A 16405-nucleotide genomic window follows, 5' to 3' on the forward strand; every position below is an offset into this window, starting at 1 on the left:
GCTCCGCTGCGCTGCACTCCTCGCGCTCACCGATTGGACGCGATCCAGGTATCGATCCGCGCCCACCAGTCGAAGAGCCAGTCGATGCGTTCCTGCCGCCCGGCCGGCACCTCCTCCGGTGGCACCGACCAGAACCGCATCACGATCCGCTTGTCCATGGGCAGTTCCCGCCAGACATCGGCGACGGTTAGCATCCGGTCCAACCCGGTGTGGGCGACGAAGATGACCCCGGCGTCCGGGGCGGCGTCCAGCGCGGCGAGCATTCCGCCGGGCTGCGGGGCGAGCACGTGACGCATCCGCTCGGCGCGCAGCGCCATCCGTTCCAACCCGAGGGAACGCAGCCGGGCGATGGCACGCAGTCGTCGCTTGGGGGTGAAGTTGCCGCCCTCAGGGAAGATCACGAACGCGTCGTTGTCGTCAAGGCCGGCGGCCAGGTGCCCGACCTGGCGTACGGTCTCCTCGCCGCGCTCCGGCGTCGGCGCGATGAACCGGTTGGGCAGTCGGTTGAGCAGCACGTCGATCGCCGGGTCCCACTGGAGGGTGTCCTTGAGGACGATCCGTGGCTCCCGGTTGAACCAGTTGACCAACCCGTGGATCAGGATGAACGAGTCGCCCGGCCCGGCGTGCCGACAGAGCACCACCTCGGGCCGGCCGGGCAGCGCCGTGTCCGGGTCGGTGCCCACCACGTCGATGCGCAGCCGCAGGGCCCAGCGGGCCTGCCAGAACAGCACCCGCAGGAACCAGCCGGCCAGCACGTAGTGCGCGCGCTGGAAGGCCGGGGACCGGGTCCGCCAGCCGAAGCCGGAGACGACCCAGAGCAGGAACAGCGCGAGCAGCGCGGCAGCATCCCAGACCAGGTAGACGCAGCCGATCCAGAGCAGCCGCAGCGGACGCAACCGACCCGGGAACAGCGGGGACACGGCAGCGGCGAGCAGCGCCCAGATCGGCAACGTGGTGACCACGACGAACGCGAGCGCCACCACGGCGGGGGCGAACAGCAACCGACGCAGCCACCTGGGGGGCAGCGGCATCATCGCTCCAGATGGGTGGCGAGGTAGCGCCGCGAGGCGGTGTACGCCCGGCTGATCCGCCGCCCCACCGCCGCCATGTCCCGGTACGCCCACGGTGTGTCGTCGCGGGGGTTCAGCCCTCCGGTCGGCAGGACGTGCACCTCAACCCCCTCGGGCAGTGCCGCCATCTCCCGGAAGAAGCGGTGCCGGCGGGAGATCTCGAACGCGACCTGCGCGATCTCCCACGGCCGGCGGGGCGGTGTCAGCTCCCGTTCGATCCGACCCACCTGGAGGACGTAGATCCGGCGGGCGCCGACGGCCACCGCCTCGCCGATGGGGATGGAGTTGACGATGCCCCCGTCCACGTAGTGCGCGCCGTCGATCTCCATGGGTGGGAGCAGACCCGGCACCGACGCCGACGCCAGCACCGCCGGCACCACCGGGCCGCTGTCGAACCAGTGCTCGGCCGCCCGCTCGATGTGGGCGGCGCAGCAGCGGAACGGCACCCGCAGGTCGGCGAAGGTGGTGTCCACGCCCAGCTCGGTCTCCAGCAGCCGGCGCAGCGGCCGGCGAGAGTGCAGGTGGGTACGGGCGGCGAAGCGGCGCAACTGCCGGGCGACCGAGTCGCCGTACACCTCGCTGGCCTCCGGCGAGGCCCAGAGCCGGACCAGCCGGTCGGTCACCGCCTCCGTCGGGTCGGCGGCGACCAGCGCGCCGTTCACCGCGCCGATCGAGGTGCCGAGCACCATGTCGGGTGTGATGCCGGCGCGGAACAGCGCCCGCAACATGCCCACCTCGACCGCGCCGAGCACGCCCCCGCCGCCGAGCACGAATGCCACAGGTCCCGCCGCCATGCCTCTCATCCTGGCACGGGCGCGCAGCCGACCTGCCGGCCACCGGCACCGGGCGGTCGGCGCACGGCAGGCACCGCCCGTCGACAGCTGACCGATGACGGCGTTGACAGGCCGGAGACATTCGCGCAACCTGATACCGCTCCCACCCCTGAGGCAGGTGCGATCGGTGAAGGCAGCACTGCATCCGGGCCGGTTACTGGCTCGCAGATACCGACTTCTCGACCAGATCGGCGCCGGCGGCATGTCGGTCATCTGGCGTGCCCGGGACGAGGTGCTGGACCGGCTCGTCGCGCTCAAGGTGCTCGCCCCCTCGCTGGCCGCCGACGCGCGGTTCCGGGGCATGGTGCGCGAGGAGGCCCGGGCCGCCGCCCAGTTGGTGCACCCGCATCTGACCTCGGTGCACGACTACGGCGAGACGGTCGACCCGGACGGCTCGATCACCTCGTTCGTGGTGATGGAGCTGCTCAGCGGCGAGGAGTTGGAGCTGCGGCTCACCGAGGGGCCACTGCCGTGGGCCGAGGCGATCGAGGTGGGTGCCCAGGTCGCGGAGGCGCTGGCCGCGGCGCACCGGCTCGGCATCGTGCACCGGGACGTCACCCCGGCCAACGTGATGATGACCGCGACGGGCGTCAAGGTGCTCGACTTCGGCATCGCCACCCGGATCGGCGCGCCCGACGAGGACGAGGACGGCGAGACGTTCGGCACGCCGGCGTACGTCGCCCCGGAACGCCTCGACGGCGCGCCGGCCCAGCCGTCCACCGACGTGTACTCGCTCGGCGTGCTGCTGCACGAGGCCCTCACCGGCCGGGTCCCGTACCCGGCGGACACCTGGGAGCAACTCAGCGCCGCGCTGGCCGACGGCCCGCCGCCCACGCTCGCCGACCTGCCGGACCTGCCCCCACCGGTGGCCCGGATCTGCCTGCGCAGCCTCGCCCGCAACCCGGCCGACCGGCCGACCGCACGGCAGGTCGCCGCCGTGCTGCGCGACCAGTTGCTGCCTCCCGATCCCCCGGCCGCGCCCATCCGGGTGCCCACCCAGCCCCTGCCGCCGCAGCCGGCCGCCGTGCCAGCGGCGGTGGGAGGGACAGCCCCCGATTCGGGCTGGTCACGCCGACGGCTGGTGCTGCTGCTCGTCCTGGCCGTCGGTGTGATTCTGGCCGGAGTGGCCCTTCTGCCCGAGGATGAGCCGACACCCCGGACGCAGCCCTCGGTCGCCCCGGCGACCACCCCGCCGAGCGACAGGCCGGTCCCCGCGTCGTCCCAGCCGAGCGCGTCCCCGCCGCCGACGAAGCCGAGCACCGGCTCGCCCACCTCGAATCCGGGCACCCTCGTCGAGGCCGCCAACCGGGTCGACGGACTGATCAGCGCCGGGCTGGGCGCCGGGGAGATCCGCGACGACGTGGGTCTCGACCTGCGCAACGAGCTGCGCAACCTGACCGTCGCGGTCAGCTCCGGCCGCGACGAGCTGGCGCCACCGGTGGCCCGGCTGCGCGAGAAGGTCGCGGTCCGCCTCGGCGAGGGCGGCATCAGTCCGGCGTACGCGTCTCGGCTCGACGCCGCCATTGTGGAGCTGGGCGGTGCCGAGGTCTGACCGCGCGGACAGGCCGGGGTGGGCGGGTCAGCGGGCCGGGACCCGGGCCGATTCGCGGATGTCGTACCGGCCGGTGGCGAAGCGTCGGAAGATCGCCGCGTAGCCGTCCGCCATCCGCTCGACCGAGAAGTTCTCCGCCACGTGCGCCACGCAGTCCTCCGGGTCTAGCCGCTCCGCCGCGAGCACCGCCGCGGCCAGTTCCTCCGGCCGTTCACACACCAGCCCGGTCAGCCCGGGCCGGACCAGCTCCGGCACGGCCCCCCGGTTGAGGGCGACCACCGGTGTACCGGTCGCCATCGCCTCCAGCATCACCATGCCGAACGGCTCGTCCCACTGGATCGGCATGATCAGGCAACGGGCGTCGACGAGCATCCGCAGCGTCTCCGCGCGGCCTGCGTTGAGCACGACTGTCACGTTCTCGTCGACCAGCGGCGCGACGACCTGCTCGTAGTAGCGGCGCTCGGCCGGCTCGTTGCACTTGCCGGCCAGCAGCAGGGGCACCCCTGCCTCCCGGCACGCCCGGATGGCGACCTCGGGGCCCTTGTCCGGGCTGAAGCGGGCCAGCCACAGCACCGGTCCCGTCCCGGGTTTGGTCTTACGCGGAAAGCCGCGGATGTCCAGCGCGTTGTGCACAGTGCCGGCCCAGGGCAGCTCGGTGTTCAGCCGACGTTGGGTGTGCGAGATCGCCACCAGGGCGACGCCGGAGTCGATGTCGCTGAGCACGTCCCCGTACTCCCCCACGGGGTTGCCGTGCACGGTCGCGACCGTCGGCACCGCCCGGCGGCCGGCGACCAGCGGGCCGATCGTGGTGTGGTCGTGGATGACGTCGAAGTCGGCCGCGGTGATCAGCCGATTCACCCGGGCCAGGTGAGCCAGCTCCGGCAGTGACTCGCCGAGCCGCTCGTACTGGACCTCGGGGACGGTGGAGACGAAGCCGTGGGCGGCCGTGCCGTGGTCGTCACCGGCACCGAACAACGTGACCTCGTGCCCCTGCCGGCAGAGCGCGTCCACAAGGGCGGCGACGACCTGTTCGAGGCCGCCGTAGCCGGGTGGCGGCACGGACAACCAGGGTGGAACCACCATCGCGATGCGCAACGACCGCTCTTCCGGGCGGCCCGCTGGCGAGTGGTTCACGGCCACGAGTCCTCCCCGTTGATCCCCGGTGCGGCGTCACCGCCGGTCCGGACGGTCGGCGGCGATTTCCCAGTGACGTCCCCGGTAAACCGGACAAGGCGGACGCTCACCCGCCCACCAGGATCTGGTCGTGGACTGCCCGCACTCCGGGGGCGGACCAGGCCACCCGCTCGACCTGCTCGCGTTCCCACCAGGATCGGACCACCCCGGCGAGGACGAGCGTGTCGCCGTCCACCTCGACGGTCACCCGCTCCGCACCGAGAGTGCGCATCAGTGCCCGCTGCACGTCCCGTCGCAACCTGTCAGCGACAGCTGCTGCCGGAGGTCGCACCTCGATCAGGTTGGTGAGACCCCGTACGCCGTCGAGCCGGCGCAACTCCCCCTCGGCGGCGCGCCGCTGCCAGCCGAACTCGACCTCACCGCGCAGCATCAGCCAGCCGTTGGCCACTGTCACGTCCAGCCGCTCGGCGGGCACGAAGCTGTCCCACTCCAACGCCCGGGACGCGGCGAGGGCAACCTCGGCGTCGGTACGCCCGGGCGTACCGGGCAGCCGCACCTCGATCTCGTCGGCCACCGCCCGGACGCCCCGGACCCGCTGAGCGGACCGGGTCGCGGCCCAACTGCGAGCGGCACCGTCCACGAAGCCGGTCAGGGTGACCACTCCCTGGTCGACGCTCACGCCGATCTCGTTCGGTTGCAGCTGGGCGTCCCAGGCCAACTGCGCCAGGACGTCGCGTTGGATCCGCTGGTCCTCGCGGACATCCACCACCCCGGTCATGGCACCCACCCCCGGTTCCCCCTCGCCGAGACTCGCCCGCCGAACGTGCCGGAAACCGGGGTGACGGCGGTTCACCCGATCCGGGTGAACCGCCGCCGGGCGGAAAAAAGCGGCGGGTGACGGAGCCGACCCCCTCGGCCCCGCCACCCGCCGCCAGAGGGAGGAAGCAGGTTCAGTTGTCCGTCAGGACGTCTCGGCGAGCGTCACGGTTACCGACTTCTCGGCGCCGTTCCGCTTGAACTGCACCTCGACCCGGTCGCCGACCTTGCCGGCCTGCACCGCGCCGACCAGGTCGTCCGAGTCGTTGACCGGCTTGTCGCCGAAGCGGGTGACGACGTCGCCACGCTGGAGGCCGGCCTTCTCGGCTGGGCTGCCCGGGGTGACCGACGCGACGAGCGCGCCGCCGCCCTCGGCCTGGTTGACGCCCACCCCGAGCGACGGGTGGCTGACCTTCTCGCCACGCTGGAGCTTGCCCGCGACGTCCTTGGCCTTGTTGCTGGGGATGGCGAAACCGACGCCGATGTTGCCGGTGCTCTGCCCGGAGGTGGCGATGGCGGTGTTGACGCCGATCACCTCGCCCCGGGTGTTGACCAGCGCGCCGCCGGAGTTGCCCGGGTTGATCGGCGCGTCGGTCTGGAGCAGGCCGGAGATCGAGCTGACGGCCTGGCTCTGCTGCTGGCTCGGGTCCTGCGGCTGCCCCTCGCCGGCCCGGATGGTGCGGTCCCGGGCGCTGAGGATGCCGGAGGTCACCGAACCCTGGAGGCCGAGCGGGCTGCCCAGGGCGAGCACCTGGTCGCCGACCTGCATGGCGTCGCTGTCGCCGAACTTGGCCGGCTTGAGGTCGCTGACCCCGTTGGCCTTCACCACGGCCAGGTCGGTCTTCGGGTCGGTACCGATGACCTTCGCGTCGGCCTTCTTGCCGTCGGCGAAGATCACCTGTACGGCGCCACCGGCGGCGTTGGCGACCACGTGGTTGTTGGTCAGCACGTACCCGTCGGCGCTGAGCACCACCCCGGAGCCCTCACCGCTGTCGGTGGTGATCGAGACGACGCTGTCCTGCACGGAAGCGGCGATCTTCGGGAGGTCGGCGCTGTTGATGACCGGCGCCGCCGAGTAGGTGCGGGTGATGCCGCCGCCGTCCCCGTCGAGGGCGAGGGCGAGGGCGCCGCCGGCGACGCCCGAGCCGAGCATCAGGGCGAACACCGCGACGCCCGCTCCGGCGAACTTGGCGATCCGACTCGGCCGGGGGCCACTGCCGGGCGGCGCGACCTGCGGACCCCACGGCGGGACCGGCTGGCCCGGCTGCTGCCCGAGGTGCTGGCCGTGCTGGCCGAGGTGCTGGGTGTGCTGCTGGTGCTGCGGGTAGGCGCCCGGCTGGCCCCCGCCCGCCCAGCCGGACTGCTGGCCCGCGTACCAGGGCGCGCCGGGGTGGTGGCCGGCGTTCGGCTGCGGGTAGCCGTGCTGGCCGGGCGCCGGGTAGCCGGAGACCGGGTACGGCGGCGCGGACGGGGTGGCCGCCGGCGGCTCGTACCCGGTCAGCTGGGGGGTGGCCGGCTGAGCGGCGGGCGCGGCGGAAGTGACGGCCGTGGCCTCCGTGTCGTCACCGGCGGTTGGGACGACCTGGACGGGGGTGGTCGGGGAGTCGGACTGCGCGCGCTCGTCACGCGGCAGCTCGGCGGTGGGGTGCGACGGCTCGGCGTCGGTGGGGGCCGGCCGGCGCTGCGGGTCGGACTCGAACTCGGTCATGGAACTACCTTCTCCCTCCGCACTGCGATCAACCTGGAACCGTCCTGGAAGTTGGCTGAAAGTCACTCGTCCGCCGCGTCGGTCTGTGCCAGCAGCGGGATCCGGACCCGGAAGGTGGCGCCACCACCGGGCGTCTCGGCCACCGAGACCGAGCCGTGGTGGGCGGCGACGAGCGCCGCCACGATGGCCAGGCCGAGCCCGGTGCCGGTGTTGCCGTCGGCTCGCCGCGTCCGTGCCGCGTCGGCCCGGTAGAACCGTTCGAAGACCCGTTCGGCCTGCTCCGGGGAGAGGCCCGGGCCGGTGTCGGCGACCTCCACCACGGCGAAACCGCCCGGTTCGCTGTGCAACCGCACGCGGATCTCGGCGTCCGGCGGGGTGTGGGTCAGCGCGTTGGTGACCAGGTTGCCGATCACCTGGCGCAGCCGCGCGTCGTCGGCGGACACGACGAGCGGGCCCGAGTCCGGCTCGATCTCCAGCTCGATCCGCCGATCCGGGGCCATGGCCCGGGCGGCGTGCACGGCGTCGGAGGCGAGCACCGGCAGCTCCACCGGGGTCAGCGACAGCGGCCGCTCCCGATCCAAGCGGGCCAGCAGCAGCAGGTCCTCCACCAGCAGCCCCATCCGGGCCGCCTCGTCCTCGATCCGGCGCAGCAGGCCGGCGGTCTGCTCCGGTGCCCGCGCCGCACCCTGCCGGTACAGCTCGGCGAAGCCGCGAATGGTGGTCAACGGGGTCCGCAGCTCGTGCGAGGCGTCCGCGACGAACTGCCGCATCCGCTCCTCGGAGCGCCGGGCCCGCGCCTCCGACGCCTGGGCGGAGGCGGCGGCGTCCCGGGCGGCGCTCTCGGCCCAGCGGGCCGACGTCTCTGAGGCGGCTCGGGCGGTGAACGCCGCCTCGATCTGGGTGAGCATCGCGTTCAGCGCGCGCGACAGCCGACCCAGTTCGGAGGTGGGATGCTCCTGGCCCTGCTCCGGGTCGGGCACCCGGCGGGTCAGATCACCACCGGCGATCGCGGCGGCGGTGCGCTCGATCTCCACCAGCGGCTTGAGGCTGGTCCGGACGATCGCCGCGCCGACCGACGCCAACATGATCAGCACCGCACCGCCGACCAGCAGGTCGATCCAGGCCAGCCGCCTGACGGCGGAGTCGACGTCGGTCAGGTGCTCGCCGATCGCCGCCATCTGGCCGTCCGGCCGCTCGATGTAGAACATCCGCCAGCGCACCGAACTGTCCCGCCCGCGGACCGTGCGTGGCTTGCCATCCTGGGCCTTCTCCTGCGCTTCGAACCCGGCCGCGTCGCTCGGCCAGGGCGGTAGATCCGCGGTCTTGAAGCGGGACGTGTCGTAGGCGAAGTCCTGCACCTTGCCTGTCGACGGGCTGGTCAGCACGACCACGTAGTCGCTGGGCAGCGAGACGACGTTCGACGACGGCATGATCGACTGGATGCGGCTCGCCGAGTCGCGCAGCTCCAGGTCGATCTGGCCGACCAGGTAGTTGTGCAGGAAGTACGCGGTCGAGACGCTGATCACCACCAGGGCGCCGGAGACCAGCGCGAGCACCGAGGCGACCAGCTTGACCCGCAGCGGGACGCTGCGGACCCGCCCCTTCGCCTGCTGGACCCGGTTCACGCCGCCGGCTTGCGCAGCACGTATCCGACGCCGCGAAGGGTGTGGATCAGCCGGGGCTGGGTGGTGTCGACCTTGCGTCGCAGGTAGGAGATGTAGGACTCGACGATGTTGTCGTCACCACGGAAGTCGTAGTTCCAGACGTGGTCGAGGATCTGCGCCTTGGACAGCACCCGGTTGGCGTTGAGCATCAGGTAGCGCAGCAGCTTGAACTCCGTCGGCGAGAGCTGGACACGCTGGCCGGCCCGGTGCACCTCGTGGGTCTCCTCGTCCAACTCCAGGTCGGCGAAGGTGAGCCGGGACGGGGCCTGCTCGCCGGTAGTGGTGCGGCGCAGCACGGCGCGGATCCGGGCGGTCAGCTCCTCCAGGCTGAACGGCTTCGTGACGTAGTCGTCGCCGCCCAGGGTCAACCCACGGATCTTGTCGTCGGTGGCGTCCCGGGCGGTCAGGAAGACCACAGGCGTACGCGTGCCGCCCTCGCGGAGCATCCGGATGACCTCGAAACCGTCGAGATCCGGAAGCATCACGTCGAGCACCACCAGGTCGGGCCGGTGGTCCTTGGCGGCGTTGAGCGCCGCGCTCCCACTGGTCGCGGTGGCCACGTCGAAGCCCGCGAACCGCAGGCTCGCGGAGAGCAGTTCGAGGATGTTGGGGTCGTCCTCGACGACGAGGAGTCGCGCCTCGGTCTGGGTAGCGGGCATGGGCCCATCATCGGTGACGTCACTGCGCCGCCGCTGGATGGTTCCTGGAAAATGCCTGTGAGTCGTGGCCGGACCCTTGACCCTGCTCAGCGCAGCAGGCGGCGCAGCCCGTCCAGGGCGCCGTCGAGCAGCCGGATCGCGGTGCTCAGCTGGGTTTCGCTGAACTGTCGGGCGCGCACGAGCCGGCCCACCTCGGCGGTGAACGCGGCCAGCCGCTGGTCGAGTTCGTCGAGCAGCGCGGCCTGCGGCCCGGCGGCAGGCGCCGGCCGGGGCGGTGCCGCGGGGGCCTCCCACCGGTTACGCCGGGTCTGCCGGGTGGCCTCGCTCAGCTCCCGCTTGAGGTCGCGTACCGACCCCCGCACCTCGCTGCGGATCTCGCCGGCCAGGCTGGAGAGGTCGGCCACCGAGGCCGCGATGTCCGATTCCAGCTCCGTCAGCTCACCGGCGCGCTGGTGCAGCTCGGCACGGCCGGCGTCGGTGATGTCGTACGTCTTGCGGCCGCCGGCAGCGGTGTGGCTGACCAGCCCTTCGGCCTCCAGCCGTTGCAGACGGGGATAGATGGTGCCGGCGCTGGGCGCGTAGAGCCCGAGGAACCGGTCCTCCAGAAGGCGGATCAGCTCGTACCCGTGCTTCGGGCCGTCGTCGAGGAGCTTGAGGAGATAGAGCCGGAGCCGTCCGTGGCTGAACACGGCGGTCACGGCAGCTCCTCGGAATCGTTGTCGACCGCTCGGGCGAGCAGGGCGATGCTGCCCGAGGTCGCGGAAGCCCAGAGCTTACCTTCGCCGGCACCGAGCACTCCCTCGCTGCTGCGCAGTGGGAACGTCGAGGTGCGGACCTGCGGAAAGCCGCTGGTGATCCGGCCGGAGGCGGTGTGCATCTGGACGGCGAGGTCGCTGTCCTCGCGGACCCGGACGGTGATGCTGCCCGAGATGGTGGTCAACCGGATCTCGCTGCGCCGGGGGTTGTCCAGGTCGCAGGTGATCGCCCCGGAGACGGTCTGCGCACGCACCCGCTCGGCGGCGCTGTCGGCGAGGATCACCTCCCCGGAGACCGTCTCCAGAGTGAGGTCGCCCCGGACGCCGAGCGCCTCCACCGGCCCGGAGGTGATCGTCGCGGAGGTGTTGCCGCGCAGGCCCATCAGGGTGATCTGACCGGCGGTGACGTGCACAGCGGTCTGCCGGCGCAGACCGGAGGCGACCACCGAGCCCGCGACCAGCCCCAGGTCGGCCAGGACGTCGGCGGGCACGGCGAGCGAGACGTCCACCCGGGGGTAGCGGTGGATCATCCGGAACCAGCGCAGGACGTCCGTCCAGCCGTGGCCGCGCTCCTGACGGACCGTGAGCCGGCCGTCGGAGTGGTCGATCAGGACCGGCCGGCGACCGACCTGGGTGACGTCGATCCGGGTCGGGCCGTCGGTGGCGACCACGTTGAGCCGGCCGCTCACCAGGCGGACGTCCAGCCGGGTGACCGGGCCGTCCACGGTGAGCCGCTGCGGGCTCTCGACCGTCCATCCGGCCATGGGTTTCCTCCCCTTCGACGACGCGCGGACACGCGCCTGACAGGGAGGACAGTAACGCGATACATCGCGATAGCACAAGACAGGTCGCGTGTTGATCGCCCCTGCGCCGGGCGGGGTCGCCGAACGGCGACCCCGCTCCCCTCAGGCCGCCAGGTCGAGCTCCCGGCCGGACGCCTGCACCGGCACGGGCACGGCGACCGCCGGGGTCACCGTGGGCACCGGACGCAGCCGGGTCCGCGCCATGCCGCCTGCCGGCAGCAGGTGTACGGCCGACTCGGCCGCCCGGGCCAGCAACCGCCGGTCGGCAGCACGGGCCGGGTGCAGCGCGGCGGCGATCGTCACCGACACCACGATGTCCCGCGCCGCGACCACCCGGGCCACCGAGCGCAGCAGGGTGTCCGCACCGAGGAAGGCCGTTGCCGTGGTGGTGGAGCCGATGGCCTCGCAGCGGTAGGCGAGCCGCAGCGGCACCACCGGGCTGCCCGCGTCGATGGCCGCCTGGAACATCGCCGGCCGGAAACCGCCGCCCGGGCGGCAGTCGGCAGCGCCGTCACCAGCGCACCAGGTCGTACCCTCCGGAAAGACCGCCACCGACCGGCCGGCGCGCAGCGTCTCGGCGACCCGCCCGACGCTCGTCGGCAGTGCCCGCGGCCGGGACCGGTCCACGAAGACCGTGCCCGCCGCCGCGGCCAGCAGCCCGACCACCGGCCAGGAGCGGATCTCCCGCTTCGCGACCATCCGGGTGGGCGCGACCGCCAACACCGCGAGGATGTCCAGCCAGGAGACGTGGTTGGCGACCAGCAGCGCCCGCCGCCGGGGCAACCGACCCCGGATCACCAGCCGGACGCCGAACGCCCGCGTGGTCGCCCGGGCCCAGCCGCGTACCGCCGCCTGCCGCTCCCGGGTCGGAAGCACGGGCAGCAGCAGCACCAGGCCGACCCCGGCGACCAGCATTCCGGTCGCGGCGACCAACCGCAGCACCCGGCGGGCCACCGGCACCGTGGGCACCTCGCCGGCCGCCGGCAGGCAGTCGTCGTCACAGCCCGAGGAGGGCCGCCACAGATCGTGCGCCCCGATGGTCACCGCTGCTCTCCGCCCAGGAAGTGGCGCAGGTAGCGCGGGTTCATCCGGTCCAGGGAGAAGAGCACGTAGAAGTCCGCGCACCCGAAGTCGGGGTCGTACGCCGGCTCGCCGCAGATCCACGCGCCGAGCCGGAGGTAGCCCCGCAGCAGCGGTGGCACCACGACGCGCCGAGCCGGTCCGACAGCGGCCACCGGCGCGGCGGCGGCCGGGCCGGGAGCCGTGGCCGACTCGGCGAACCAGGGTCGCCGTGGGCGGACCCGCAACGGCGGCGGCGACAGGTGCCGGGCCTGGGCCTGGCTCCACACCTCGGCGACCGTCCGCCCACCGTCGGCCACTGGCACCGAGGCACAGCCACCGAGCCAGCGGGAGCCACGCAGGTGCAGGTACCGGGTGATGCCGGCCCACATCAGATTGATCACCGCGCCCGAGCGGTGGTCCGGGTGCACGCACGACCGACCTGCCTCGACGAGGTCGTCGCGGAGCGGGTCGAGCGCGGAGAGGTCGAACTCCTCCTCGGCGTACCGCTGGTCGGTGCGTCCGGGCGGTAGCAGCCGGTAGGTGCCGACCACCTCGCCGGTGCTGTCCTCGCGGACGATCAGGTGGTCGCAGTACGCGTCGAAGGGGTCCACGTCCAATCCGGCCTCACCGGGAAGGAGGGTGGCGCCGAGCTCGGTGGCGAACACCTCGTGGCGCAGGCGTTGCGCGGCCGCGACCTGGGTGGGGTCGTCGGCGATCAGCAGGGTGTATCCGCTGGTCTTCAGGGATGTGCCAGCGGCATGCAGAACGGCCATGGGATCTGTGTAGGTGCCCGGGTTGCCATCCACGGGGACCACCGGTGTCGATCGGGTGAACGCCGGCCGGCGAGACCGCTGACGGCACCCCGCGAAGACCGTGCGAGGCTGCCCGGGCAGGCCGGCGAAGGCGCCGGCACGCCCACCGGAGGTCGACGATGCGCATCGAGTCCCGCTACAACGGGCCCCCCGGTTCCGGCAACGGCGGCTGGAGCGCGGGAGTGTTCGCCACCGAGGCCGGCGGCAGCGAACCGGTCGAGGTGACGCTGCGCCGGCCACCACCGCTGGAGACCGAGTTGACGCTGGTCGACGGTGCGGTCCGTGACCCGTCCGGCGAGCTGGTGGCCGAGGTGCGCCCGGCCGGGGTCGTCGATGCCGTCGTACCCCCGGTGGACCTGGCCACGGCGGTGGCCGCGGCGGCCCACTTCCCCGGCCTGGTCGAGCATCCGTTCCCCGGCTGTTACGTCTGTGGGCCGCAGCGGGCGGACGGGTTGCGGATCTTTCCTGGCCGGCTGCCCGATGGGCGGACCGCGGCGCCGTTCCGGGCACCCGAGCAGGTCAGCGAGGCCACGGTCTGGGCGGCGCTGGACTGCCCCGGCGGTTGGGCGGTGCTCGCGCCCGGTCGCCCGTACCTGTTGGGCCGGATCGCCGCCGTGGTCACGGCGCTACCCGGACCGGGCGACGAGTGCGTGGTGACCGGCGAGCTGCTCGGCGTCGACGGACGCAAGGCGCTCGTGCGGACCAGCCTGTACGGCCCGGACGGCGCACTGCTGGGCGCGGCCCGGGCGACCTGGATCGCGTGCTGACCTCGGCCGTAGTCCCCAGGGATGAGTCGCCTCCACCCCGCGACGGAGGCAAACGTACCGACCGCGCCTGATTGACCTTGTTGCCACGGGCCGTCACGCTGTGCCACGGCGTACCTCGACGCCACACACGGGAGGAGAACGATGTCTGACGGGCAGAGAAGCCCCACCAGCGACGGTCAGATCGTGGTGTCCGGTCTGACGAAGCAGTACAAGAGCGTCCGGGCGGTGAACAACCTGTCCTTCACCGTGGCGCCGGGGCGGGTGACCGGCTTCCTCGGCCCGAACGGCGCCGGCAAGACCACCACGCTGCGCATGCTGCTGAACCTGGTCACCCCCACCGCCGGCACGGCCACCATCAGCGGCCACCGGTACGCCGACCTCGCCGACCCGCTGCGGCACGTCGGCGCGGTGCTGGAGGCCTCCAGCGCGCACAAGGGCCGCACCGGCATCAACCACCTGCGGGTGATCTGCGCGGCGGCCGGGCTGCCGAAGCAGCGGGCCGACGAGGTGTTGGCCCTGGTCGGGCTGAGCCCGGCGGCGAAGCGCAAGTTCAAGGGTTACTCGCTGGGCATGAAGCAGCGGCTCGGCATCGCCGCGGCGATGCTCGGTGACCCCCGGGTGCTGATCCTCGACGAGCCGGCCAACGGGCTGGACCCGGAGGGCATCCGGTGGATGCGCGGGTTCCTCAAGAACCTCGCCCACGAGGGCCGCACCGTCCTGGTCTCCAGCCACCTGCTGTCGGAGATGCAGTTGCTCGCCGACGACGTGGTGATCATCGCGGCCGGTCAGCTCGTCCGGCAGGGGCCGGTCGACCAGGTCCTCGGGTCGATGGCGCAGGGCGCCCTGGTCCGGGTCCGCACCCCGCAGGCCGAGGCGCTGACCGCCGCGCTGAAGGCGCAGTCGGCCACCGTCGACACCGACGAGCACGGCACCCTGCTGGTCGCCGGGGTCGACGCACCCACTGTCGGCCGGGCCGCCCTGGCCGCCGGGGTGGAACTGCACGAACTGTCCACCGAACGGCCCGACCTGGAACGGGTCTTCCTGGAGCTGACGGCCGGAAAGGCGGGCATCCGATGAACCTGGTCCGATCCGAGCTGCTCAAGATCCGTACCACCAACACCTGGTGGGTCTTCGCGCTCATCTCACTGCCGCTCTGGGCGCTCACCCTGCTGATCAACTGGTTGCAGGCCGACACCCTCACCAACGGCAACCTCGGCGAGGTGCCGGCCGACCAGACCGACACCCTGGTGGCCGCGTCCAGCGCGGACGCACTCTCGTCGAACCTGTTCACCACCGGGCAGTTCTTCGGGCTGCTCATCGTGATGCTGCTCGGCATCATCGTGGTGACCAGTGAGTTCTTCCACCAGACGGTCACCACCACGTTCCTCACCCAGCCGCACCGCACCGCGGTGATGAGCGCCAAGCTGGTCGCCGCCGGCGTGCTGGCGCTGCTGTTCTGGCTGGTCACCACCGCGTTCAACCTGATCGCCGGTTCGGCGGTGTTGAACGCGATCGGGCTGGGCTCGCAACTGGGCAACGACGCGGCCTGGCGGGCGATCGGGTTGAACCTGCTCGCGTACCTGCTCTGGGCGGTGTTCGGCGTCGGCATCGGCGTGCTGATCCGCAGCCAGATCGGCGCCACCGTGACCGGCATCCTGCTCTACCTGGGCGGCTCGATCGGTGCCATCTTCGTGATCGCCATCCTGGCCGACCGTTGGGGCGACTGGATCAACAACCTCCAGTTGCTGGTGCCGTCGCTGGCCTCGTCGCTGATGGTCACCGGGGCGGACATCCCCGGCAACCCGCCGCGCTGGGCGGGCGCCGCCGTGCTGATCGGCTACGCGGTGGTCACCGGCGTGGTCGGCTCGCTGCTGATGCGCCGTCGCGACATCTCCTGAGTCGACCGGTCCGGGGTGGCGCCGACACAGGCCGCCACCCCGGAACGCCGGCCAGGCTCACCCTCCAGGGCAGCCCCGGCCGCCGCTGCGCGGAATGCACTGGGTGACCGCCGGAGCGGGCTCGTCGTCGGCGGGCGTGTGGCCGATCAGGACGCCGGTGGCCATCCGGCCGACCAGAACGACCATCAGATACACCACCACCATCCCGCCGACCGCCCAGCGAAAGTGCCGGCGCCAGTCCGCCTCGCCCGCCAGCCACAGCCCGACGATCGGCAGCGCGTTGAGCAGGAGAGCGGCGATCAGCACGGCGTCGGTGCCGGTGCCGAACCCCTGCGCCGCCTCGTGGGTCGGCGCGTACGGCTTCGAGGTGCGCCGGATCAGGCCCACCAGGAGCAGGAACGGCACCCCGTACAACCAGACGAAGAAGAGCCCTCCGAGGCCGAGCCGCTTCACGAGCGCCCCGCGTACACGGCTGCGCAGATCGTGACGGTGACCAGGGCGGACAGGGTGCCGGCGAGCACCGCCGAGGGCACCAGCCGGACGACCAGCGCGGCCACCAGCGCCGTCACGACGAGCAACCCGGCCAGCACCGGCCCACCCCACACCAGCATGACCAGAGCCAGAGACTCCCCCGGCGACAGGCAACTGAACCAGGCCGAGCAGTCCGTCGGCGGCGGGCTCGGCACACTCGCCAGGCCTACCGCCACTGCCGCACCGACCGTCACGTACCAACCGGACGCCACCGCCACACTCCGGCCGTAGCGCCCCCGTACCCCGTTGTGATCCATGCGAAGGATCCTCACCGGAATCGCGGCGCGGAGACATCGGCATCCGTACTCAGTTGCCTGCCGTCACGCTCCCGGCGGCCCACC

The 16405-nt window shown here is 72.6% G+C and carries 17 protein-coding genes; 4 read left to right on the forward strand and 13 right to left on the reverse strand.

Going from position 1 to position 16405, the window contains the following annotated elements:
• Positions 1–26: 26 nt before the first annotated feature.
• Positions 27–1031 (reverse strand): 1-acyl-sn-glycerol-3-phosphate acyltransferase, encoded by a 1005-nt coding sequence (locus AC3CF1_RS14145; protein WP_488450629.1) that lies wholly within the window; start codon positions 1029–1031, stop codon positions 27–29.
• The gene (locus AC3CF1_RS14150; RefSeq protein WP_088949977.1) at positions 1031–1864 is read right to left on the reverse strand and encodes a patatin-like phospholipase family protein; all 834 of its coding nucleotides are present in this window, start codon (positions 1862–1864) and stop codon (positions 1031–1033) included. The genes AC3CF1_RS14145 and AC3CF1_RS14150 overlap by 1 nt, the downstream gene beginning before the upstream one ends.
• Before the next feature lie 166 nt (positions 1865–2030).
• On the opposite strand from AC3CF1_RS14150, the gene AC3CF1_RS14155 reads away from it, so the two are divergent.
• Complete coding sequence (locus AC3CF1_RS14155; RefSeq protein ID WP_488450630.1) at positions 2031–3455, forward strand: serine/threonine-protein kinase; 1425 nt, start codon at positions 2031–2033, stop codon at positions 3453–3455.
• A 27-nt stretch (positions 3456–3482) separates the two neighbouring features.
• Here the strand turns inward: AC3CF1_RS14155 and AC3CF1_RS14160 are convergent, their stop codons facing one another.
• The 9 genes from AC3CF1_RS14160 to AC3CF1_RS14200 all read right to left on the reverse strand — a co-directional run bounded on the left by AC3CF1_RS14160 (position 3483) and on the right by AC3CF1_RS14200 (position 12829).
• Complete coding sequence (locus AC3CF1_RS14160) at positions 3483–4538, reverse strand: glycosyltransferase family 4 protein (RefSeq protein WP_488452080.1); 1056 nt, start codon at positions 4536–4538, stop codon at positions 3483–3485.
• A 157-nt stretch (positions 4539–4695) separates the two neighbouring features.
• Entirely contained in the window at positions 4696–5367 is a 672-nt protein-coding gene (locus tag AC3CF1_RS14165) for a BON domain-containing protein (protein WP_488450631.1), read from the reverse strand.
• A gap of 183 nt (positions 5368–5550) precedes the next feature.
• Positions 5551–7113 carry a trypsin-like peptidase domain-containing protein gene (locus AC3CF1_RS14170; protein ID WP_354982382.1) on the reverse strand — a complete coding sequence of 521 codons (1563 nt, stop codon included), beginning with the start codon at positions 7111–7113 and terminating at the stop codon, positions 5551–5553.
• A 62-nt stretch (positions 7114–7175) separates the two neighbouring features.
• Positions 7176–8738 carry a sensor histidine kinase gene (locus tag AC3CF1_RS14175; RefSeq protein ID WP_488450632.1) on the reverse strand — a complete coding sequence of 521 codons (1563 nt, stop codon included), beginning with the start codon at positions 8736–8738 and terminating at the stop codon, positions 7176–7178.
• The gene (locus tag AC3CF1_RS14180) at positions 8735–9436 is read right to left on the reverse strand and encodes a response regulator transcription factor (RefSeq protein WP_030336721.1); all 702 of its coding nucleotides are present in this window, start codon (positions 9434–9436) and stop codon (positions 8735–8737) included. Before AC3CF1_RS14180 ends, AC3CF1_RS14175 begins: the two co-directional genes overlap by 4 nt.
• Positions 9437–9522: 86 nt before the next feature.
• Positions 9523–10134 carry a PadR family transcriptional regulator gene (locus tag AC3CF1_RS14185; RefSeq protein WP_488450633.1) on the reverse strand — a complete coding sequence of 204 codons (612 nt, stop codon included), beginning with the start codon at positions 10132–10134 and terminating at the stop codon, positions 9523–9525.
• Entirely contained in the window at positions 10131–10955 is an 825-nt protein-coding gene (locus tag AC3CF1_RS14190; protein WP_354982385.1) for a DUF4097 family beta strand repeat-containing protein, read from the reverse strand. The genes AC3CF1_RS14185 and AC3CF1_RS14190 overlap by 4 nt, the downstream gene beginning before the upstream one ends.
• Before the next feature lie 141 nt (positions 10956–11096).
• Positions 11097–12038, reverse strand: a complete 942-nt coding sequence (locus AC3CF1_RS14195) for a lysophospholipid acyltransferase family protein (protein ID WP_488450634.1) — start codon at positions 12036–12038, stop codon at positions 11097–11099.
• Positions 12035–12829, reverse strand: coding sequence for a GNAT family N-acetyltransferase (locus AC3CF1_RS14200; protein WP_488450635.1), 795 nt, complete (start codon positions 12827–12829; stop codon positions 12035–12037). Before AC3CF1_RS14200 ends, AC3CF1_RS14195 begins: the two co-directional genes overlap by 4 nt.
• 158 nt (positions 12830–12987) lie before the next feature.
• On the opposite strand from AC3CF1_RS14200, the gene AC3CF1_RS14205 reads away from it, so the two are divergent.
• The 3 genes from AC3CF1_RS14205 (at position 12988) to AC3CF1_RS14215 (ending at position 15533) form a co-directional block, all read left to right on the forward strand.
• Positions 12988–13635 carry a hypothetical protein gene (locus AC3CF1_RS14205; RefSeq protein ID WP_354982388.1) on the forward strand — a complete coding sequence of 216 codons (648 nt, stop codon included), beginning with the start codon at positions 12988–12990 and terminating at the stop codon, positions 13633–13635.
• Positions 13636–13776: 141 nt separating this feature from the next.
• Entirely contained in the window at positions 13777–14712 is a 936-nt protein-coding gene (locus tag AC3CF1_RS14210; protein ID WP_354982389.1) for an ABC transporter ATP-binding protein, read from the forward strand.
• On the forward strand, positions 14709–15533 hold the full coding sequence (locus AC3CF1_RS14215; RefSeq protein WP_354982390.1) for an ABC transporter permease: 825 nt from the start codon (positions 14709–14711) through the stop codon (positions 15531–15533). The genes AC3CF1_RS14210 and AC3CF1_RS14215 overlap by 4 nt, the downstream gene beginning before the upstream one ends.
• 57 nt (positions 15534–15590) lie before the next feature.
• Here the strand turns inward: AC3CF1_RS14215 and AC3CF1_RS14220 are convergent, their stop codons facing one another.
• Complete coding sequence (locus AC3CF1_RS14220) at positions 15591–15986, reverse strand: hypothetical protein (protein ID WP_354982391.1); 396 nt, start codon at positions 15984–15986, stop codon at positions 15591–15593.
• Positions 15983–16321 (reverse strand): hypothetical protein, encoded by a 339-nt coding sequence (locus AC3CF1_RS14225; protein ID WP_088949990.1) that lies wholly within the window; start codon positions 16319–16321, stop codon positions 15983–15985. The genes AC3CF1_RS14220 and AC3CF1_RS14225 overlap by 4 nt, the downstream gene beginning before the upstream one ends.
• Positions 16322–16405: the final 84 nt, after the last annotated feature.

The organism is Micromonospora sp. MGP-C2 (assembly GCF_057766525.1).